Source organism: Anoxybacillus andreesenii (genome assembly GCF_030813005.1).
Classification (GTDB): domain Bacteria; phylum Bacillota; class Bacilli; order Bacillales; family Cytobacillaceae; genus Robertmurraya; species Robertmurraya andreesenii.
In genome coordinates this window covers 45,650-67,050 of sequence record NZ_JAUSTU010000002.1, presented here as the reverse complement: position 1 = coordinate 67,050, position 21,401 = coordinate 45,650, and the positions used below count along the sequence as shown (strand labels likewise).

The window sequence follows — 21,401 nt, the reverse complement described above, 5'->3', positions numbered from 1 at the left end:
TATGTATGATTATTTGATTGTTGGCGCTGGCCTGTTTGGATCAGTATTTGCATATGAAGCTACAAAAAGAGGTAAAAAGTGTATCGTTATTGACAGAAGAAATCATGTTGGTGGAAATGTGTATACTGAAAACATAGAGGGTATTAATGTTCATAAATATGGTGCACATATTTTCCATACAAATAACAAGAAGATATGGGATTATGTTAATAGTTTTACAGAGTTTAATAGATACACAAATTCTCCTGTTGCAAATTATAAAGGTGAAATATACAATTTACCATTTAATATGAATACTTTTAATAAGCTTTGGGGTGTTATTACTCCACAAGAGGCTAAAAATATGATTGAAGAACAAAAAAAAGAAGCTGGAATAGCTGAGCCTAATAATTTAGAAGAACAAGCTATCTCATTAGTCGGTACTGATATTTATGAGAAACTTGTTAAGGGGTACACTGAGAAACAATGGGGGAGGTCTGCTAAAGAATTACCTTCCTTTATTATAAAGAGGTTACCAGTTAGGTTTACTTATGATAACAATTATTTCAATGATAAATATCAAGGTATTCCGATTGGGGGATATAACGTAATCATTGAAAAAATGCTTAAAGGTGTAGATGTGCAATTAAATACGGACTTCTTTGCAAATAGAGATGAATTAGAAGGGAAAGCTAAGAAAATAGTATTTACAGGTATGATTGACGAATTCTATGATTATCAATTTGGACAATTAGATTATAGAAGTTTAAAATTTGAGAATGAAGTACTTGATATAGAAAATTATCAAGGAAATGCAGTTGTTAATTATACTGATAGAGAAACAGCGTATACCCGAGTTATAGAACATAAACATTTTGAATTCGGTACCCAAGAAAAAACTGTAATAACGAAAGAATATCCAAAAGAGTGGGAGAAGGGTGATGAGCCATATTATCCAATAAATGACAATAGGAATAATCAGATATATGCAAAATATAAAGAACTAGCTGAAAAGGAAGATAACATTATCTTTGGAGGGAGATTGGCTACTTATAAATACTATGATATGCATCAAGTAATCGGGGCAGCACTTGTAGCGGTTGATAGAGAATTTTCTGTATAAGATAGAAAAAGACAGCTTTGGATTCTATTCGCTTCTTACTAAGGTAATTAATTATATAATAAAAATTTTCTCCTGATTGATAAGGATTTTGAAAGGCGGTGAGATAGTCGTGTCCATACTAATAACTGGTGGAGCGGGGTATATTGGCTCCCATACAGTTAAATATTTTTTAGAACAAAATGAAGATGTTGTTGTTGTTGATAATTTGCAGAGTGGTCATAGAAAATCTATTGATGTTGAGCATTTTTACGAGATAGATCTAAGAGATAAGGTAGCTTTAGACAGGGTCTTTAAGAATCATAATATTGAGGCGGTGATTCACTTTGCAGCTAACTCTTTAGTTGGCGAAAGTATGGAAAAGCCGTATGAATATTACCATAACAATGTGTATGGAATGATGTGTCTTTTGGATGTTATGCAAGAAAATAATGTGGGCAAGATTGTATTTTCATCAACAGCAGCTACCTATGGGGAACCTAAGAATATCCCAATCCTTGAAGAAAATGAAACCAATCCTACGAACACTTATGGTGAGACAAAATTAGCAATGGAAAAGATGATGAAGTGGTTTGATCAAGGTTACGGAATTAAATATGCATCTTTAAGATATTTTAACGCTGCAGGAGCAAATGAAAGCGGAAATATTGGAGAAGATCATGATCCAGAAACACATCTTATTCCTTTGATTTTACAAGTACCACTTGGTCAGAGAGATAGGATTTATATGTTCGGAGATGATTATTCTACAGAAGATGGTACATGTATTAGGGATTATATTCATGTAATGGACTTAGCTTCTGCTCATTATCAATCATTAGAATACTTAAGAAAAGGTAATCCAAGTGAAATTTTTAATTTAGGTAACGGAAATGGTTACTCAGTCAAAGAAGTAATTGATGTAGCAAGAAAAGTGACGAATCATCCAATTCCAGCAGAAGTAAAAGAGAGAAGAGCGGGAGATCCGGCAATTTTAATTGCTTCATCTGAGAAAGCAAAACGTGTCTTAGGTTGGAGACCGCAGTTTGATTCATTAGAGAAAATCATAACTGATGCATGGAATTGGCATAAGAATAATCCAAATGGCTACTTAACAAAATAATTATTTCATGCTTTGCTGATGCTTCCAAGGCTGAACGAGAACTTGGCTGGACAGCTAAACGAGACCTTATTGCCATGTGCCGAGATGCTTGGCGATTTGAGAAGGGGTATAGGGAGTAGTGGCTGGTGCACGCTCCCTTTTCAATATAGATGATTAACATATACATCTAGGTTCCAGCTGGGCTATATAAAGTAAACAGTCATTTCATTAGGATGAACTTTCCCCAGTGTTATTTGGGGAACTAAACGGATTCAGTAAACACAGGATTGACATCTAACTTTGGTTTTATTGGATTGAACACTGCTGGAAGCCCATCCTAAGAAAATGACATTGTCAAAAGGGAGGTTTCGTGAATGGCTTTGGAAAAAATGATGTATGCACTAAGGAACATGCAAGTTGCTAATTCTATTCTTTCTATTAAAAATAGTAGTTTTTTCAAGAGAGTCATTTCTCGAATAATTTTGATTCGACTTCCTGATTTCATTAGATATGCTCGTATGGTAAATAACGAGACGAAGGGAAATCGCTCAAAAGCAGATCATGCCAAGGTGAAAGAAGAGTTAAATACACTTTCTAATCTTTACCAAGAATATCTTGAAGATCAACGTAATAAGTTTGGCGGTCATTTTAAAGACGAGGATTATTTTGAAAGAATCCAACTTTGGAGTGAGATTCAAGCGGACAAGATGATATTTTTTTTCGATCTTGCTGAAGAAATAACTGACCTTCTCGTACCTGGACAACGTAAAAAATATACATTGGAAGAGAAAGATATGGCTGTTTTTAAAGAAATATCAGAGCAGCATGATCTTGAGAAAAGACCCATGATGGGAACCGATATTCTTGCCTTAAGCCGTTATAATACTGTTTCAGCGATAAATACACACGAGCTTCATGTAAAGCCTGCGATACTCAATTCTCTTAAGATAATCATTGACTATGAACTAAATGTTCTCAGTCGAATTTCACAACAAGATCTCAGATTAATTTTCAAAACATTAGTATTAGTAGATATTATTAGTTTTGCAGATACCTTGTTTACACGTAACATATCGACTTCTTCAAAGCAATATATGGACGGGTTAGATACTGTGGTGGAGAGACATAGCTTACAAGAGGCTGTTGCAATTTTCGATAAAGTAAAGAGTGATATGAAGATTTTAGTCGAAGTAGAAAGATTCAGGGGAATCCGTAACATAATTGGTGCACATATTGACTCGAATTCTTCAATGAAGACACTACTTACACAGTTCGATGCATTAAATCCAAATGATCTTTATTTTCTTTTTCAAGACATGTTGCAATTGTTTCAGCGTGTATGTAGGACGGATCAAACCCTAAAGATCAGTCAACTGGGCCCAACACCTATTCCAGATGCAATTGAGACAACTGGTCAGCCGGAAAAGGCTTATGATAGTTCGTCTATTCCAGCAAAGAGCTTTACACCTTTACCTTATACATATGAGGCGATGAGTGATATTTGGGATACATTATTACTAGAGGGGAAGGATGATGGCAATGCACTTGACTACTTTGGTCGTGCATTTTATTCTTCGGAAGCAATCTCCTCTTGGCAAAGAGAAATTCCGATAGGGTTGCATGCAACTCGTTATGAATACCCTGAATATCGAATTGTGCACCAATTTATAGAAAACAAACTGAGAGAGAATCAGCATGATTTACTTACTATAAGAGTTCTACACCGAATAATTAAATCGAACAATATCGGTACATCTCATATTCTATCTACATTACTCTATCAGATGAGTACTGATATTAGTAATCGTGAAGGAAAGTTATTATTACTGGACATGTTCGGTGAAATTTCTGATGTGTATGAGATGGATATCATAGAGTTGCTTAAGAAAAATACCAACTCGAATGATCCCTTAGTTGCCAGAGTGGCATTTTATTCGTTGGCTTTAATTGATGCTAAGCATAATGGCATTCGAAGGATTAATGGATTAGGGAGACATTCTGGAGATGAGGTAGACTTTAGTAGCTTTCTTTTACAGCAATTAGATAAGCTAACAGTACAAAATAAAATTTTAGTTTCCTTGACATTATTAAGTTCAATGTATTTAGAGCAGGGTTTTGTAATATATTACGAAAAATATACCAAGGCCACCTATTTCCCTCAACTTATTAACTGTTTGCAAAGGTATATTCCTAGATTGCTGAGACAAACGAATGTGGATGAGGAAAAGGTAAAAGATATTTTAAAATGTATTGATCTCCATAACTATGGAAAAGTAGCTATATTAATTGGTGACGAATTGTCCATCAAGGATGAGAAGAAAGCCAAACATTTTTATGAGGCTGTTGCAAATGGGGCTATCCGAATTGATTGGAACCAGAACGTATTAATTATGAATCGAGCCATAGCTTTGTCTAGGCTAGAGTATCATGATGACGCCATTAAAACAGTAGAGTTCCTCGTTCGACAAAATCCAGAGGAAAAAATATACCGATTTTTAGCGCTGGAAATAGCAGCAATAGGAAAGATGGATCAATATTTTAACGAAGCAAGTAGACAATTGGAGAATAAATTTTTATTGAATAAAGACGACATTGAAGCAATAGATGAATTGCGTAAGCTACTTTAAATAAGGTGATTTAAGGGCGGTGTTTGTCAATATAGTTGTCGCATTTTGCTTCATAAAAAACCTACAAAAAAGTGCGTGTTTCTACTGCGCTTCCGCTTGGTGGCCTTACAGCCCGTTTCACGAACAGGCTGTAAGGATCAAACTAGGCATTACGGTTTTGGTACTTCTGTCTCTTTGACTGGGTTCAACGCAACGAATTCCTTCGCCGTCCAGTTTCGGGAGGCTCTGGACCAGCGTTCTGGGCGTTTCAATCTCGCCTGCTCGTACACGTTTTTCCGGTGTTCTAAAATAGCAAGGTGTTCACCGGAATGACACTGCGACGGCGTCATCCACTTCGCCGTCCTAAAAGCAGTCGGCGAGTCAGTGGAAAAACCGCTCGACTACTATTACAACAACATCGTCAGCACAATGGTTCTCACAAAAGCTTGCCAGAAACATGAGGTCAACCGATTCGTCTTCAGCTCATCAGCCACCGTGTATGGAGATAACAAAGCACCATTTACAGAAACAATGGCTCTCTCACCAACAACAAACCCATACGGTGAAACAAAAGCGATGAGTGAACGGATTTTAACGGACATCGCCCATGCCAACCCTGCTTTTTCCGTGTCGATCCTGCGCTATTTCAACCCAGTAGGTGCCCACGAAAGCGGATTAATCGGTGAAGAACCGAACGGTATTCCAAATAACCTCATGCCCTATATAACGCAAGTAGCAACCGGCAAACGAGAGAAGCTGCGTGTGTTTGGCGCGGACTACCCGACAGTAGACGGCACGGGTGTCCGTGACTACATTCATGTAGTGGATCTTGCAGAAGGCCACGTTGCTGCACTGGAGAACCTGACTGAAGGTGTGCATGTGTATAACCTGGGCACGGGCAAAGGCACGAGTGTCCTGGAATTGGTGAAGGCATTTGAAGAAGCGAATGATGTTGACGTTCCTTATGAAATCGTGGATCGACGACCGGGGGATATCGCTGCCTGCTATGCTGATGCTTCAAAAGCAAAGCAGGAACTAGGGTGGACAGCAAAGCGTGACATTATTGCTATGTGTCGGGATGCATGGCGGTTTGAGAAGAATTATAAAGAGTAGGGAATTTTAGTTATTACCCGCTGGGCTGTCTAATTTGGCAGCTTGGCGGGTAGCTTTTTTTAACCTACTCACTTTAATGCGGTAATATACAAAAGTGACACAACTTATTAAGTGCTGCTGTGCCACTGTTATTTTCGAACTTAATACCTCTAAAAAGGTAGATTCTCATCAAAAACATCATTTTCGAATATTGGAGTTTCCTCTTCCCCATCTAGAGTATGGTACTCTAACATGTCCATTTCAGCTTTTTGTTCAAGCTCAGCTTTTTCGTCTTCCCATGGTTTTAGAAACCCTTGTTTGAAGAAATAGGTAGGTTCCCCACAAGTTTCGCAATATCTCGCATTGCCGGGATTATTGTGATATTCATGGTCGACCACATTGCCAAAGCCGTCATATTCTGGTGTGCCCTCACATTTATTATAAAGTTCGGTGCCGCATAATTTACAATGGCTAGCATTAGTTGAAAAAACTTCATTGTCACATTTTGGGCATTTCATTACCCTCATATTGTCATCTACAACATACCCCTTTTCATACCTCACTATTGATGTCTCTCCTTTCCTACCTGTCTCACTATATTAATTAGGACTATATTTAGGTGACTTCGTTTCAGCAACCGTTCCATAGAAAGAATTGGTAACTTCATATTTTGTTACCATGATATCCTTCCAATCCTTTAAAAACTTTTCCTTATAGAAGATTGTTTGTGAACCACATTCTGTACAATATCTCGCATTGCCATCGTTAATATGGTAGATGTAGTCTATTACTCTACCAACGGAATCATAGATAGGTATCCCTTCACAAAAATTAAATAGAAATGTACCGCAAATTTTGCAGAATCTTGCGATATCTGAGTGTACTTCATTCCTACACTTTGGACACTGAATAACACGATGATCTGGATCTAGCTCAATACCCTCATAGTATGTTCTATCGCATTTACGTTCAAAATAGACATCTTTTTCCCCACAAATTTTACAATACCCTTGGGTATTAACCTCCGCATTATCGCAGTTCAAGCAGTAGTAGTCGTATAGAATATTGTAGCTACTGAAATATTCGTAATAGTCAAGCTGCATTCTAAATTTATCTAATATGTAACAGTTTCGCCTTACAACTGCCGCCGTATGTGAAATATCAAAAGCTTCCATCATATCATGGATACAGCTGTCCTGGTTAACGTCGGTTACACGTTCAACAAGTGGAATGGGAGAAAGCAAATTCCGAGCAAAACAATTTGCTTCTTTTTCATATATTTTATATTGCGCATCAGAAATATTTTTCCTGAGAAGGATGTCGGTTTTTGCATCCTGATGATGCCCTAAAAAAATATGACCTAGTTCATGTGCTATAGTAAAGCGTTCTAAGCCACGATGATTCATTGTATCATTGTAGTAAATCACATATTTTTCTTTTTCTCTAATATAAGCAACTGCCCCTAGCTCACTATCAAAAAGGTTGCATATCTCATCAATGTCTTTACCTGTTTGCTTTGAAAAGCGGCTATAGGGGCAGCATTTAACGGTTAAACGCATCCCGTCTAAGATTTTATCAAGATCAACGGGAGCTTGATCTATATCATAAAATTGTAATAAGTTTATACTTTCTTCTACTGCTCGATCATAGTTCGGTGTCATTCAACATCCTCATCCTCCTCGAATAAATCTTTAAAAGAAAGTTTTAAAATTTGCAGCATCCTATCTTTTTCTTCATCAGTCATCTTTTTGGCTGCTCTTTGGATCACTCGAATTTCAGGTTCATCATCAATTGAATTATTCAGTGCTAATAAGTAGTTATAATCTAGTCCTAATCTAGTTGCCAACGCTTTTAATGTCGCATTATCAGGAGAAATACCATCATCTTTTTCAATTCTAGAGATTGTAGAATGACTTACTTTTGTATCCTTTGCTAATTCACGCTGACTCAGACCTTTTTCTTGTCTTTTTATAGCAATGTATTTTCCTAAAGTCATCTCTCTTTTTATAGAATTAGTAGACATAATAGCACCTCCTTCTATGTTCATTATAGTACAAGTGTAACATCAATGCAACATTGTTGGGAAATTATGTGTTTTTTGTTGAATCGATGGAACATGTCGTGTTATGATTTTTGTAACATCAAATCAACACTTAGCTGGAAAGGAGAGTAAACCAGAATGATAGTTTGTAATAAAGGAATTCATGGGAATATCAGATTGAATCTAGCAAACTTTTTAAAGCTTCAAGGAGATTTAACTGAAGTTGAAATGGCAAAGAAATTAAATGTTAGTCGATCTCAGCTTTGGAGAATTAAGACTAAAAGTAGTGCTGTCGGGCAAGAGTTTATTGCGAAATTTAAAAATGCGTATCCTAATGAGCCATTTGAAAAATATTTTTTTATAGAAAGTGTTGAATTAAATCAACGATGTTAATTGGTAGAAACAAAGAAAGGAGAAAACGTATGAGTAAAACGAAACTTGCTCTCAATGTTGTAAATGATTTACGAAACCTAGCCATGAGTATTGAAGACTTGGTGATAGCAATTGAAAGGAATCAACCTGAAAAGAAAGGAACAAAGGAAAGTACGGAAGTGATATCAGAACCTGAAACGAAACAACCTACATTAGAAGAGGTTAGGGCTAAGCTTGCAGCGTTGTCGCAAGATGGAAAACAAAAAGAAGTAAAGGCACTTATTACTGAGTTTGGGGCTAAGAAATTAAGTGATGTTCCAGCAGAAAAATATGTGGAAATACTCAAGAAAGCGGAGGAATTGTAATGGCACAACACGCATTACTATCCGCTTCTGGCGCACATCGCTGGATGGAATGTACAAAGGCTCCAAGGTTGGAGGAAATGATGGAAGAGGAAACATCAGTCTATGCTGAGGAAGGAACCCTAGCGCACGAAATTGCGGAACTGAAAATTGCAAAGGAAGCAGGGCTCATTTCAAAGCAAAAGTACGCGAACAGGATTAAAAAGCTTCGTTTGGATCCGTTTTTTACAGAAGAAATGGACAAGGCGACGGATGTTCATAAAGAGTTTTGCATCGAGCGGTTTAATGAAGCAAAAGCTGCGACAAAGGATGCCGTTATCATGCTGGAGCAAAGATTAGACTATAGCCCTTGGGTGCCTGAAGGGTTTGGAACTTCAGATACAACGATTATTACAGATAAAACATTAGAAATCATTGATTTGAAGTATGGTAAAGGAATTGCCGTTAGTGCATATGAGAATCCACAAATGAAACTGTATGCTCTCGGAGCAATTAACCAATTTGGTATCTTGTATGACCTTGAGACGATTCAAATGACCATTAGCCAACCAAGGCTCGACAGCATTTCTACTTTTGAAATGTCTGTGGAGGATTTGCTTGATTGGGCAGAAACGGTTGTTAGGCCCAGAGCGGAATTAGCCTTTAAAGGTGAAGGGGATTTTGTTGCTGGTGACCACTGTCGCTTTTGTAAAGTACGAGCAACCTGCAGGGCAAGAGCAAATGAAAATATGAAGCTAGCATCCTTGGATTTTCAACAACCAGCGCTCCTGACAGATGAAGAAGTGGTGGAAGTGTTAATTTCCATTGATAACTTGATTAGTTGGGCGAAAGATGTGCAGGAATTTGCCTTGGCTAAGGCTATGGATGAAAACAAACAATGGCCAGGCATGAAGTTAGTTGAGGGAAGAGGCAGCCGTAAATATACCGATGAAAATGCAGTTGTTGAAACGTTAGTTGCGGCTGGATTTAATGATGATGTGATTTACAAGAAATCCCTAAATACCATCACTGCTCTTGAGAAAGAGCTTGGTAAAAAAGCATTTGAAGAGTTACTTGGCTCATTGGTTACCAAAGCTCCAGGCAAGATTAAACTCGTGCCTGAAGAGGACAAGCGACCAGAAATCAAATTATCACCTGAAGTAGACTTTCAATAAATGAGGAGGAACAAAACAATGGTAAAAATTACGATTGGAACAAAGGAAAACCCGGTGAGATTCAGTTATGCAAATGTACATGAACCTGTCAGTGTCAACGGAAGTGACTTGAAGTATTCCGTTAGCATCATTATTCCGAAATCGGACAAGAAGACGATTAAGAAAATTAAAGATGCCATTCAAAAAGCTACCCAAGAGAATAAGGACAAGTTCGGTGGTAAAGTACCGGCCAACTTAAAGACCCCTCTGCGAGATGGCGATGTGGATCGTGAAGATGATGAAGCCTATACCAATTCCTATTTCATTAATGCTAACAGCAAGATTAAACCAGGAATTGTCGATGCGGACTTAAATCCAATCATGGACCAAAGTGAATTTTACTCCGGTTGTTACGGAAGGGTTAGTCTCACTTTTTATGCTTTTAATGTAAATGGCAATAAGGGCATTGCGGCGGGACTCCAAAACATTATGAAAACAGATGATGGCGAGCCACTTGGTGGTCGAAGCAGTGCGGAAGATGACTTTGCTGATGACAGTGAAGAAGACGATGATGATATTTTAGGTTGATATCTATGAAACTATTATCGATTGACATTGAAACGTACAGTAGTGTGGACCTCGTAAAATGCGGGGTCTATGCCTACTGTGAATCAGCCGACTTTGAAATTCTCCTTTTTGCCTATGCGGTTGATGAGGAAGAAGTCCAAATTGTTGATATAGCATCTGGAGAGAAATTGCCGGATGCCCTTTTAAAAGCTCTTACGGATCCTGCAGTGATAAAGACAGCTTATAATGCCAACTTTGAACGGACTTGTTTAGCCAAATTCTTTGGTAAACCAATGCCTCCGGAACAATGGCGTTGTTCTTCTGTCCATGCCTTAATACTCGGGTTACCGGGGCATTTGGATGGAGTGGCCAAATGCCTGAAGTTGAAAGAACAGAAAATGAAGGAAGGGAAAGCTTTAATTCGCTATTTCTCCGTTCCTTGTAAGCCGACCAAAGTGAACGGAAGGAGAAACAGAAACCTGCCGGAACACGATTCGGATAAGTGGCGAACTTTTAAAGAGTATTGCAAACAAGACGTTGAGGTGGAACGGCAGATTCGAAAGAAACTGGAGGCATTCCCAATACCTGATATGGAACAGAGACTTTGGGAGCTGGACCAAAACATCAATGATGATGGGGTTATGATTGATATTACCTTTGTCAGTCATGCCATTCAGGCAGACACCGTCTTTCAAGAAAACCTTTATAAAGAAGCGGTTAGTTTAACCGGATTAGAAAATCCAAATAGTCCGGCACAGCTGAAAGACTGGTTGCAAACGCAAGGATTAGAAGTGGACAGTCTTGCAAAGAAAAATGTAGAAGCGCTAATGGGTGAAGTGGGAAATCCGGATGTGAAACGGTTGTTGGAATTAAGACAAGCAATGTCAAAAACATCGGTCAAGAAATACGAGGCAATGGAGAGGTCCATTTGTCCTGATTATAGAATCAGAGGATTGCTTCAATTTTACGGAGCCAATCGCACAGGACGCTGGGCAGGAAGGCTCGTCCAAATTCATAACCTACCAAGGAATGAAATGAAAGATTTGCAGGTTGCGAGAGACCTATTGAAGTCAGGAAACTATCAAGCTTTGGAGCTGCTGTTTGATAATCTGCCAGATGTGTTATCGCAATTAATCCGAACGGCGTTTATTCCATCCAAGGGGCATCGGTTTATTGTTGCTGACTTTTCAGCAATTGAAGCAAGGGTGATTGCTTGGCTGGCCGGAGAGCGCTGGCGGATGGAAGTGTTTCAGACCCATGGAAAGATCTATGAGGCCTCAGCTGCTCAAATGTTCAAAGTCCCCATTGAAACCATCGATAAGGGTAGTCCGCTAAGGCAGAAAGGGAAAATTGCTGAATTGGCTCTTGGCTACGGTGGCTCAAAAGGTGCTTTAAAGCAAATGGGGGCATTGGAAATGGGTCTGACTGATGACGAACTTCCCGAGTTGGTTTCTGCTTGGCGGGAGGCTAATCCTAATATCGTAAATCTTTGGTGGGATGTTGAGGCGGCTGCCATCAAAGCGGTAAAAGAAAAAGCAGTAGTAAAAATGCAGTGTGGCCTTACCTTTCATTATGCAAGAGGGATTCTGTTCATTACTTTGCCATCAGGTCGTTCCCTTGCTTATGTTAGACCAAGAATCGGAATGGATGAGCGATTTGGTAAGGAGCAACTAACCTATGAAGGTGTCGAACAAGGGTCGAAGCAGTGGGGCAGGATTGCCACGTATGGAGGAAAGCTGACGGAGAATATTATCCAGGCGATCGCAAGAGATTGTTTAGCTGTTGCCATGCTTAGATTAGCAGAAGCAGGATATCGAATAAAGTTTCATGTCCACGATGAAGTGGTTTTAGAAGTACCAAACGGAACAAGAGCCATGGAAGAAGTAGAAGAGCTGATGGGACAACCCATAGATTGGGCTCCGGGATTGCCGTTAAGTGCCGATAGCTTTGAAACAGAATATTACAAGAAAGATTAATAGATGAGGAGGAAAATGAGATGAATGGTTTACAAGTATTTCATTCTTCGGAATTTGGTCAGTTAGAAGTCATGGTGATTGATGGGAAAGAATATTTTCCTGCGACAGAGGTAGCGAAAATGCTTTGTTACAATAACCCCCACCAGGCTATTATCAAGAACTGCCGGTACCTATCAAAAAGAGAGGTACCTCATCCACAGAGTAAAGGCAAAACAATAGTAAAGAATTTTATTCCTGAAGGGGATGTCTACCGTTTAATTATCGGTGCTTCATCACAAAGCAAAAATAAAGAAGTGAAGAAAAAGGCAGAGCAATTTGAACATTGGATTTTTGATGAAGTGCTGCCAGATATCCGAAAACATGGACTGTATGCCTCAGAGTCTTTGCTAGATGATATTTTGAAAAATCCTGATTTGGGTATCAAGCTTTTTACCGAATACAAAGAAGCCAAGGAAAAAGCGAGAAAGCTGGAACTTGAAAATGCTCAACATAAACAGATCATTGGAGAATTGAGACCGAAAGCATCCTATTATGACTTGATTCTTCAGAATAAATCCGTTGTTCCAATCAGCCTCATTGCGAAGGATTACGGTTTATCCGCAAGAAAACTAAACGCCATCCTATATGAGTTAGGTGTGCAATATAAGATGGGTAAAACGTGGCTCTTATATCAAAAGTATGCCGAATTAGGGTATACCCAATCAAAGACTCATGCCATTGATGCAGACAAAAGTGTGATGCACACATATTGGACGCAAAAAGGCAGACTCTTTCTTTATGACCTATTGAAGAATGAAAAAGATTTAGTGCCTTTAATCGAACGTTCCATTAAAACAGCTTAACAACGGTGAAATTAGATGAACACTTCCAAATTTCTAAAGGAGTTAAAACAGTACAGGGACGTGTTACCTAACCAAACGATTAAAACACTAAGAGGTCAGGCTCTTTCCGGTAAATTGGAAGGAGCCAGAAAAGGCCTTGGTACCGTGTTACGCAGGAGGGTTGGTGAATGTGATAGAACCCAATGAGAGAAACAAACCCAAATTAAAATATGATGGCAAACTATCGATTGCCATCGGACGAAATAGAAAAGAACTTCATTGGAAAAACCGTGAAATGCTTTGGTCTGAAGTGGTGCAGAAATTAAGCAATACGATAAGGACCCATGAAACCTATGAAGAATACAAGAAGCTTTCTAAATCAAAGCAAGATGAAATAAAAGATGTTGGTGGATTTGTCGGTGGTACGTTAAAAGGTGGAAGAAGAAAACAGGATAGTGTCGTTTGGCGGCAGGTTGTTTCCTTGGATGCGGATTTTGTAAAAGGAGACTTATGGGCATCAATTGAGACCATATTTGGCTATGGCTGCGTTATGTATTCTACTCACAAACACCATCCAAGGAGTCCAAGACTCAGACTTGTCATTCCTTTATCAAGACCTGTGACCGCTGATGAATATGTACCTATCGCCAGAAGAATTGCTGCTGACCTTGGAATTGATTTTTTCGATGATACGACCTACCAAGTGCATCGGCTGATGTATTGGCCATCGACATCATCGGATGGAGAGTTTGTGTTTAAAGTACTGGACGAGCCGTGGATTGATCCAGATACTGTATTGGCGAGATATCCAGATTGGAGGGATTCCTCTTATTGGCCAGAAAGCTCACGAACGGTCCATGAACGAAAGAAACTCGCTGATAAGCAGGGAGATCCGAAGGCAAAAGATGGAATCGTCGGTGCGTTTTGCCGGACTTACTCGGTTGTTGATGTGATTGAGAAATACTTAAGTGATGTATATGCTCCGTGCGAGGATCCTAACCGCTACACCTATTCAGCTGGGTCTACATCAGGTGGACTAGTAATTTATGAAAATGGTGATTTTGCCTATTCCCATCATTCAACCGACCCGATTGCTGGAAAGTTATGCAATGCTTTTGATTTGGTGCGAATCCATCTATTTGGTGATTTGGATGAAACGGTAAAAGAGGGAACACCCATCAACAGGCTACCTTCCTATAAAGCAATGGTTGAAGAAGCTTTAAAAGATAAACAAGTGAAGCTGACACTTGGTAAAGAACAGTTAAGCCTTGCTGCTGCTGATTTTGAAGACGAAGATATGGAATGGTTAACAGAACTGACTAGAGATCAAAAAGGAAATATCGTCTCTTGTGCACCAAATGTCATTCTTATTCTAGAAAATGATCCGGTATTAAAGGATCGAATTGCGATGAACGATTTTGTCCACCGGGTTGTTATCAAAGATGATTTACCTTGGCGGAGTGTTGAGCGGGGAGAATATTGGACGGATACAGATGACGCAAGTCTACGAAACTATCTGTATTCAATTTATGGTATTAAAGGAGCCGGTATCATAGGTGATGCTTGGAGTGAAGTAGCCATTAACCATGCGTTCCATCCAATTAAAGATTATTTAGACAGCCTTCAATGGGATGGCATAGAGCGACTTGAAACGATTATGGTTGATTACCTTGGTGCGGAAGACAATGATTGTGTTCGAACGTTCACTCGAAAAATCCTTGTAGCCGCTGTAACAAGAATCTATCATCCAGGTGCAAAGTTTGACTACTGTGTGGTCCTTGTTGGCCCTCAAGGAGTTGGAAAAAGCTATATTATTAAGCTCTTAGGCAAAGAATGGCACTCGGATTCTTTGATTACTGTGAAGGGCAAAGAAGCCTATGAGCAGCTTCAGGGGGCGTGGATTTTAGAGATGGCGGAACTAACAGCAACGAAGAAGGTTGATGTGGAGGCAGTTAAGCATTTTATTTCGAAGTCCGAGGACACTTTTCGTGTTGCATATGGCAGACACAATGAAACATTCAAACGGCAATGTGTGTTTTTTGGAACAACTAATGACTATGACTTTTTAAATGACCCAACAGGGAATCGTCGCTTTTTGCCCATAACAGTAAGCGGCGGTGGTACTAAAAAAATGTGGGTGGATTTAACCGATGAGGAAGTCGACCAAATATGGGCGGAGGCAAAGGTACTGTATGAAAAGGGAGAGACCTTAGCCTTAAGTAAAGACATCGAAGAGAAAGCACGTGAACTTCAAGCAGCCCATACCCAAGAGAATCCGATTGCTGAGAGCATTAGGACCTATTTGGAAACCGAGGTTCCTACGAATTGGTATGAACTCGACATCGGGACAAGAAGGGCTTATTTGCATATGGAACAACCGGATAGCAACTCAAATCCAAAAATGAAGTTAAATAAGGTCTGTGCTCAGATGGTGTGGGAGGAGCTTTACCAAAAGGATGTATCTCTCATGACCAGATATGATGCAAAGGAAATCAATATGATCATCCAGAACACCCCAGGTTGGAAAAGGGTGAGTTCGATTCGATTTGATAAAACGTACGGAATGCAGAAAGGTTTTAGACGGGAAGATGTATACAATGTAAACCTAGAAAATTTTTAAAGTATACATCAAAACCCTTAAGAATAGTAGCTCTTATACTATGTATACCTTGTATACCTTCTTCTATATAAGAAAGAAAATAGAGGTAATAGAGAGAAATATATATGCTCTATACTCTCTAATACGCTTATAAGTATAAGTCCACTTAAAAAAGGTATACAGAGTATACAAATGGCTGGAAACAGCGTAAATACTAGGTTTTGGATGTATACCTTCATGTTGGAGTGATTCGAGATGAATGAAGTGAGTATAGAAAAAAGGCTAAAGATGAAAGTAAGCGAACATGGCGGGTTAGCCTTCAAGCTAATTTCCCCCGGTTTTGCAGGTGTGCCAGACCGGCTGGTGCTCTTTAACGGTGCAAAGGTCGCTTTTGTGGAATTAAAGGCACCGGCTAAGAAGCTAAGGGCCTTGCAACGAAAACGAAAAAAGCAACTGGAGGCATTGGGTTTTAAAGTTTATAAGATTGATAGCTTTGAGGCTGTCGATCGAATGCTAGAGGAGATGATACGGTGAAGTACCAACCCTATCATTATCAAGCCTATGCCACCCAGTGGATTATCGATAAAAAGAAGTCGGCTCTTTTTCTTGAAATGGGAATGGGAAAGTCGGTGACAACTTTAACAGCCATTTTCGAATTGATGTATGACTATTTTGATGTGTCGAGGGTTCTGGTGATTGCACCGCTTCGAGTGGCAAGTAGCACTTGGGAAGAAGAGATAGACAAATGGGACCATCTAAAAGGGCTTCAAATCTCGAAAGTGCTTGGTAGTGAAAGAGAACGAATCGCTGCTTTATACAAAAAAGCTGACATTTATATCATTAATAGAGAAAATGTCACTTGGCTTGTCGAACGGTTTGGATCTGACTGGCCATTTGACATGGTCGTGATTGATGAATTATCAAGTTTCAAATCATCAAAGGCCCAACGGTTTAAATCATTGAAAAAGGTGAGGCCGTTTATAAAAAGATTAGTTGGACTAACAGGAACGCCAGCACCGAATGGCCTGATAGATTTGTGGCCGCAGATTTATTTGTTAGATGGTGGAGAGAGGCTTGGAAAAACAATTACTGGCTACAGGGAGAAATTTTTTCTTCCCAATAAGCGAAATCAAATGATTATCTACTCTTGGAAATTGAAAGATGGAGCAGAAGAGGCCATTTTTGAAAAGATCTCGGATATTTGTGTCAGTATGAAGGCAGAAGATTATCTCGAACTGCCTAAACGATTGGATAATATCATTCCGGTGGACCTGCCCAAGAAAGCGAAGGAACAGTACGAGGTGTTAGAAAAGGAACTGATTTTATCAATTGCAGATACGGATGTGTTAGCTGGATCAGCTGCAGTTCTTGCTAATAAATTATTACAGATAGCGAATGGTGCTGTTTACGATGAGGATGGCGAAGTGAAACATATTCACGATGAAAAGTTAAAAGCTTTGGATGAGTTGATTGAAGCAGCAAGCGGAAAACCGGTGCTTGTGTTTTATGGGTACCAGCATGATAAGGACAGGCTATTAACTCATTTGAAGAAGTTACAACCGAGGCTCTTGCAAACAGATCAAGATATTAAAGATTGGAATAAAGGCCAAGTGCCAATTTTATTAGCCCACCCGGCATCCGCTGGTCATGGCCTGAATCTACAAACAGGTGGGAACATCATCATCTGGTTTGGCCTGACTTGGAGCCTTGAACTCTATCAACAAGCGAATGCCAGACTGTGGCGGCAAGGTCAAAAACAAACGGTCGTCATTCACCACATCATTGCCAAAGATACCATTGATGAACGAGTAATGAAAGCGTTGGAAGATAAAGATGTGAGCCAAGCGGCATTGATTGAAGCGGTGAAAGCAAGGGTGGCTAAATACAAAGAGGATGTACCTCATGGAAAGTGAGGTTGATGATATAGACAGGAGGAATGGCCGGTGAATGCTAAAGAATATTTATCTCAGGCTTTTAAACTTGATCAAAGAATCAATTGTAAACTGGAACAAGTGTCAGTGCTAAGGGACCTCGCTTTAAAAACAACATCGGTCCTCCAAGATGATAAAGTTCAAGGAACGAAGCAGCGATCGCCAATGGAAAATGCCCTCGTGAAGTTAATGAGCCTTGAGGAAGAAATCAATGATGATATTGACCAATTAATTGATTTAAAGCGGGAGTTGGCAGCCTTCGTTTCAAAAATCGAGAATTCCTCACACCGATTGCTACTTGAACTGCGTTACCTTAGCGGTAGCACTTGGGAGGAAGTTGCTGCGATTATGGGGTACGATTTGCGGTGGATTTATCGGTTGCATCGAAAGGCATTGAAAGAAGCGAATGAACTATTGGAAAGCAGTACGGTGGAATGTATATGAGTGACCCATCACACCCCTTGGAGGTAAATGTTCCTTTAAGGGTTTTTCTTTTGTTTTTATAGACACGCCATGAAAAGCCATTATAAGCCACCCTCACCATGTGATAGAGTATAAGCTGTAGAAATAGCATAGACGTAGCCCTTGAAGGACAACCTTCGGGGCTTTTTTAATTGGAGTACGGAGTTGAGAACAATGCCAAAGAAACCAAAGAAGCCGTGCAAACACAACGGTTGTCCTTTGTTAACGGACGACAAGTACTGTGAGTTTCATGCGAAGCTTCATGTAGATGATAGAGCTAATGCAAACGAGCGTGGGTATGATAACCGCTGGAGGAAAGCGAGCAAACGATTCTTAAACGCCCATCCTCTTTGTAAGCACTGCGAAGAGAAAGGCAAGTTGACGCAGGCTACGGTGGTGGACCACATCGTTCCTCATCGAGGTGATCAAAGATTGTTCTGGGATGAAAGCAACTGGCAACCTTTGTGTAAGAGATGTCACGACCGAAAGACAAGGACTGAAGATCAGTATCCCGTTTATACCTTTTGATGGACCCCCTAGGGGTTATAAAATCTCTACAACCTTTTATACGGCGACCGCGCGCCCCCTTCGCGTAAATTTTCGCGGAATTAAACAAGGGGGGTTACTTTTGGGAACGGGTTATCGAGCTTACACCCAATAGCAGTATGGTTTGGGCACTTTTCAATTTTGCGGAATGATTTAATTGAGGAAATGATAAAAATGTGGTTCAAGCCTTATAAACACTAGGGTTTGGCCAGTATTGACCATGAAACATAAAAAGTAACTTAAATGCCTTTAAAAGCTAGTGAAATAGCTGGTTAAGGTGTTTTTTTATGGTCCTCTTTCCAACTGTTTGCGCAGAAAGGGGTGGGAGTGATGACGGATTTAGAAAAACAACTAATCTATGACCTGCGCCTGAAAGGAGTTGGTTATAAAGCGATTGCTGCTGTGCTGGGAAAGTCCCGAGACACGGTCCGTGCTTTTTGCCAAAGGAATGGCCTTGATGGTGATTCAAAAGTGGTTGCCCTTAATATCAATGAGCAAATGAAGAATGGTCTGCTCTGCTTCTGCTGCGGCAAACCGATCAAACAAAAGAAGAAAGGTAGAGCTCGGAAGTTTTGTTCTGATGAGTGCCGACGGAAGTGGTGGAATCAAAATCCTCAAGCACGTAAGAAAAGAGAAACAGCCACTTATCATTTTACCTGTGAGCAGTGCGGAAAAGAGTTTAGCTGCTACGGGAACAAGAAACGGAAGTTCTGCAGCCACGATTGTTATATCAAATCACGATTTTGGAGTGAAGAAGATGGAGTTTAAAAAGCTAAAAATAGAGGATTTAATTCCAGCCAGCTATAACCCGAGGAAAAAACTAAAGCCTGGAGATAGTGAATTTGTAAAGATAAAAAACAGTATTGAGGAGTTCGGTTATGTGGATCCTGTTATCGTCAACAAGGACATGACGGTGATTGGCGGACATCAGCGGGTTACGGTTTTGAAAACGTTAGGTTATACAGAAATTGACTGTGTTGTCATTGATATTGATAAGACAAAAGAAAAAGCTCTCAATATTGCCTTGAATAAAATCAGCGGTGAATGGAACAAGGAATTATTAGCTGACCTTATTAAAGATTTGCAGTCCTTGGATTATGATGTGTCCTTTACTGGCTTTGACCCGCCAGAAATTGATGAGCTGTTTAACGAGATTCATGATAAAGAAATAAAAGAAGATGACTTTGATGTAGAGAAGGAGCTCGAGAAACCAGCTATAACACAAAAAGGTGATGTGTGGTTGCTCGGAAGACATCGGTTAGTTTGTGGGGATAGTACCGATCCGGAGGTTTACAGAGTGCTGATGAATGACCGGAAAGCAAATCTTGTCGTGACGGACCCGCCTTACAACGTAAATTACTCTTCACAAGCGGGCAGTATCCAGAACGATAACATGAAAGATGAAGAGTTTTATAACTTCTTACTCAAAGCTTATAAGAATATGGCTGCAAGTATGGAAAAGGATGCATCGATTTATGTGTTCCACGCCGATACGGAAGGCTACAATTTCAGGAAAGCTTTCAGGGATGCGGGGTTTTATTTATCTGGTGTATGCATCTGGGCAAAGCAAAGCCTGGTGCTTGGACGGAGCCCTTACCAATGGAAGCATGAGCCGATTCTTTTTGGCTGGCTGAAGGGTGGCAAGCATAACTGGTATGCGGACCGAAAGCAGAGTACCATTTGGAATTTCGATCGGCCATCAAAGAATGCCCTCCATCCTACGATGAAGCCGGTTAGCCTCTGCGCTTATCCGATCCAGAATAGCAGCATGAGCAATTGCATTGTGCTCGATCCTTTTGGTGGGAGCGGGTCCACTCTTATGGCTTGCGAACAAACCAACCGAATCTGCTATACGATTGAACTGGATGAGAAGTATGCAGATGTCATTGTCAAACGGTATATCGAGCAGGTTGGCTCCGATAGTGAAGTTTTTCTAGAGCGAAATGGAGAAACGATTCCGTATCAGGATGTGCCGAAACCTAGTGTAGAAGAATATGAAAATAGCAATATCTTATAAGTTGCTATGCTTTTACGTGTATGGCACTATGCTACTACCTTGAGGAGATTGGAGGCATAGCGATGGAAGAAAACCTAAAGCCCACCTGTAAACTAGTCGGTGAGGATGGAAATATCTTTTCTATTCTTGGGCGTGTCAGCAGGACTTTAAAAGCACACGGGAAGGCTGAACAAGCCAAAGAAGTCTATGAGCGGGTGATGGCATCCGGCTCCTATGAAGCTGCCCTCCAAATTATCATGGAATATGTTGAGGTGGAGTGATTTTTACATGAAAGCACTGTTTGGAAGGAAAGTTGCTAACTTAAAAGAGCTAAAGGAAATCACCGAGGAAGCAGCAAGGAAGGGTCAGCAAGGCCAAAACTACTGCGTTGCAAAAGAAGTTGTGTTGGAAGATAGCGAATTTCATAGCTTTGCAAGCGACTTTTTCAATGACCAGCCTTGGATCAGTGAGGAAGATGGCGGCATGAATGAAAACAGGGAAGTTTGCTGCATTAGGATTATTAACAAAGATACCGGTGAAAGGGTGCTTGTGAACAGCGAAGGGTATAGTTATCCGAGATACACAGCCATAGAAAAGGATTAGAGGCGGGCCTTAAGGTGCCTGTTTCTATTTGATTATAAATATACCAATATCGGCTTAGAATGACTTGCTATTCCCTGTGTTTAGAGTGATATATGTACTACACCAAAACACAGG

The 21,401-nt window shown here is 40.0% G+C and carries 21 protein-coding genes and 1 pseudogene; 19 read left to right on the top strand and 3 right to left on the bottom strand.

Features of this window, described 5'->3' with window-relative positions; genetic code table 11:
- Position 1: 1 nt before the first annotated feature.
- From glf to galE (J2S07_RS02395), 4 genes and pseudogenes are all read left to right on the top strand, one after another.
- Complete coding sequence (gene glf, locus J2S07_RS02415) at positions 2 to 1,102, top strand: UDP-galactopyranose mutase (RefSeq protein ID WP_307148805.1); 1,101 nt, start codon at positions 2 to 4, stop codon at positions 1,100 to 1,102.
- Positions 1,103 to 1,211: 109 nt separating this feature from the next.
- Positions 1,212 to 2,201, top strand: coding sequence for a UDP-glucose 4-epimerase GalE (galE, locus tag J2S07_RS02410; RefSeq protein ID WP_307148804.1), 990 nt, complete (start codon positions 1,212 to 1,214; stop codon positions 2,199 to 2,201).
- A gap of 353 nt (positions 2,202 to 2,554) precedes the next feature.
- Complete coding sequence (locus tag J2S07_RS02400) at positions 2,555 to 4,807, top strand: hypothetical protein (RefSeq protein WP_307148803.1); 2,253 nt, start codon at positions 2,555 to 2,557, stop codon at positions 4,805 to 4,807.
- Between the two features lie 318 nt (positions 4,808 to 5,125).
- A pseudogene (gene galE / locus J2S07_RS02395) lies at positions 5,126 to 5,899 on the top strand (UDP-glucose 4-epimerase GalE); the annotation flags it as partial.
- 149 nt (positions 5,900 to 6,048) lie between these two features.
- Here the strand turns inward: galE (J2S07_RS02395) and J2S07_RS02390 are convergent.
- Genes J2S07_RS02390 through J2S07_RS02380 form a run of 3 tightly spaced genes read right to left on the bottom strand, consistent with a single transcriptional unit; the run spans position 6,049 to position 7,901 of the window.
- The gene (locus J2S07_RS02390) at positions 6,049 to 6,441 is read right to left on the bottom strand and encodes a hypothetical protein (protein WP_307148802.1); all 393 of its coding nucleotides are present in this window, start codon (positions 6,439 to 6,441) and stop codon (positions 6,049 to 6,051) included.
- Positions 6,442 to 6,477: 36 nt separating this feature from the next.
- Positions 6,478 to 7,539: an ImmA/IrrE family metallo-endopeptidase gene (locus tag J2S07_RS02385; protein ID WP_307148801.1), complete on the bottom strand. Its 1,062-nt coding sequence runs from the start codon at positions 7,537 to 7,539 to the stop codon at positions 6,478 to 6,480.
- Positions 7,536 to 7,901 carry a helix-turn-helix domain-containing protein gene (locus J2S07_RS02380; RefSeq protein ID WP_307148800.1) on the bottom strand — a complete coding sequence of 122 codons (366 nt, stop codon included), beginning with the start codon at positions 7,899 to 7,901 and terminating at the stop codon, positions 7,536 to 7,538. The genes J2S07_RS02385 and J2S07_RS02380 overlap by 4 nt, the downstream gene beginning before the upstream one ends.
- A 156-nt stretch (positions 7,902 to 8,057) precedes the next feature.
- On the opposite strand from J2S07_RS02380, the gene J2S07_RS02375 reads away from it, so the two are divergent.
- The 15 genes from J2S07_RS02375 to J2S07_RS02305 all read left to right on the top strand — a co-directional run bounded on the left by J2S07_RS02375 (position 8,058) and on the right by J2S07_RS02305 (position 21,287).
- Positions 8,058 to 8,312, top strand: a complete 255-nt coding sequence (locus J2S07_RS02375) for a hypothetical protein (RefSeq protein WP_307148799.1) — start codon at positions 8,058 to 8,060, stop codon at positions 8,310 to 8,312.
- A gap of 29 nt (positions 8,313 to 8,341) precedes the next feature.
- Positions 8,342 to 8,656 carry an rRNA biogenesis protein rrp5 gene (locus J2S07_RS02370; protein ID WP_307148798.1) on the top strand — a complete coding sequence of 105 codons (315 nt, stop codon included), beginning with the start codon at positions 8,342 to 8,344 and terminating at the stop codon, positions 8,654 to 8,656.
- Positions 8,656 to 9,807 (top strand): DUF2800 domain-containing protein, encoded by a 1,152-nt coding sequence (locus J2S07_RS02365; protein WP_307148797.1) that lies wholly within the window; start codon positions 8,656 to 8,658, stop codon positions 9,805 to 9,807. Before J2S07_RS02370 ends, J2S07_RS02365 begins: the two co-directional genes overlap by 1 nt.
- A gap of 18 nt (positions 9,808 to 9,825) precedes the next feature.
- Positions 9,826 to 10,374, top strand: coding sequence for a DUF2815 family protein (locus tag J2S07_RS02360; protein WP_307148796.1), 549 nt, complete (start codon positions 9,826 to 9,828; stop codon positions 10,372 to 10,374).
- Between the two features lie 5 nt (positions 10,375 to 10,379).
- Complete coding sequence (locus tag J2S07_RS02355) at positions 10,380 to 12,329, top strand: DNA polymerase (protein WP_307148795.1); 1,950 nt, start codon at positions 10,380 to 10,382, stop codon at positions 12,327 to 12,329.
- A 20-nt stretch (positions 12,330 to 12,349) separates the two neighbouring features.
- Entirely contained in the window at positions 12,350 to 13,171 is an 822-nt protein-coding gene (locus J2S07_RS02350; protein WP_307148794.1) for a phage antirepressor, read from the top strand.
- Between the two features lie 169 nt (positions 13,172 to 13,340).
- Positions 13,341 to 15,770 (top strand): virulence-associated E family protein, encoded by a 2,430-nt coding sequence (locus J2S07_RS02345; protein WP_307148793.1) that lies wholly within the window; start codon positions 13,341 to 13,343, stop codon positions 15,768 to 15,770.
- A 234-nt stretch (positions 15,771 to 16,004) separates the two neighbouring features.
- A complete protein-coding gene (locus tag J2S07_RS02340; protein ID WP_307148792.1) occupies positions 16,005 to 16,283 on the top strand; it encodes a PDDEXK family nuclease in 279 nt (92 codons plus the stop codon).
- Positions 16,280 to 17,662 (top strand): SNF2-related protein, encoded by a 1,383-nt coding sequence (locus J2S07_RS02335; RefSeq protein WP_307148791.1) that lies wholly within the window; start codon positions 16,280 to 16,282, stop codon positions 17,660 to 17,662. Before J2S07_RS02340 ends, J2S07_RS02335 begins: the two co-directional genes overlap by 4 nt.
- Before the next feature lie 30 nt (positions 17,663 to 17,692).
- Positions 17,693 to 18,124 carry a DUF1492 domain-containing protein gene (locus J2S07_RS02330; protein WP_307148790.1) on the top strand — a complete coding sequence of 144 codons (432 nt, stop codon included), beginning with the start codon at positions 17,693 to 17,695 and terminating at the stop codon, positions 18,122 to 18,124.
- 192 nt (positions 18,125 to 18,316) lie between these two features.
- A complete protein-coding gene (locus tag J2S07_RS02325; RefSeq protein ID WP_307148789.1) occupies positions 18,317 to 18,670 on the top strand; it encodes an HNH endonuclease in 354 nt (117 codons plus the stop codon).
- A 348-nt stretch (positions 18,671 to 19,018) separates the two neighbouring features.
- Positions 19,019 to 19,456: a helix-turn-helix domain-containing protein gene (locus J2S07_RS02320; protein WP_307148788.1), complete on the top strand. Its 438-nt coding sequence runs from the start codon at positions 19,019 to 19,021 to the stop codon at positions 19,454 to 19,456.
- Entirely contained in the window at positions 19,446 to 20,705 is a 1,260-nt protein-coding gene (locus J2S07_RS02315) for a site-specific DNA-methyltransferase (RefSeq protein ID WP_307148787.1), read from the top strand. Before J2S07_RS02320 ends, J2S07_RS02315 begins: the two co-directional genes overlap by 11 nt.
- 62 nt (positions 20,706 to 20,767) lie before the next feature.
- Positions 20,768 to 20,965 (top strand): hypothetical protein, encoded by a 198-nt coding sequence (locus J2S07_RS02310; RefSeq protein WP_307148786.1) that lies wholly within the window; start codon positions 20,768 to 20,770, stop codon positions 20,963 to 20,965.
- 7 nt (positions 20,966 to 20,972) lie between these two features.
- Positions 20,973 to 21,287 carry a hypothetical protein gene (locus J2S07_RS02305; RefSeq protein WP_307148785.1) on the top strand — a complete coding sequence of 105 codons (315 nt, stop codon included), beginning with the start codon at positions 20,973 to 20,975 and terminating at the stop codon, positions 21,285 to 21,287.
- Positions 21,288 to 21,401: the final 114 nt, after the last annotated feature.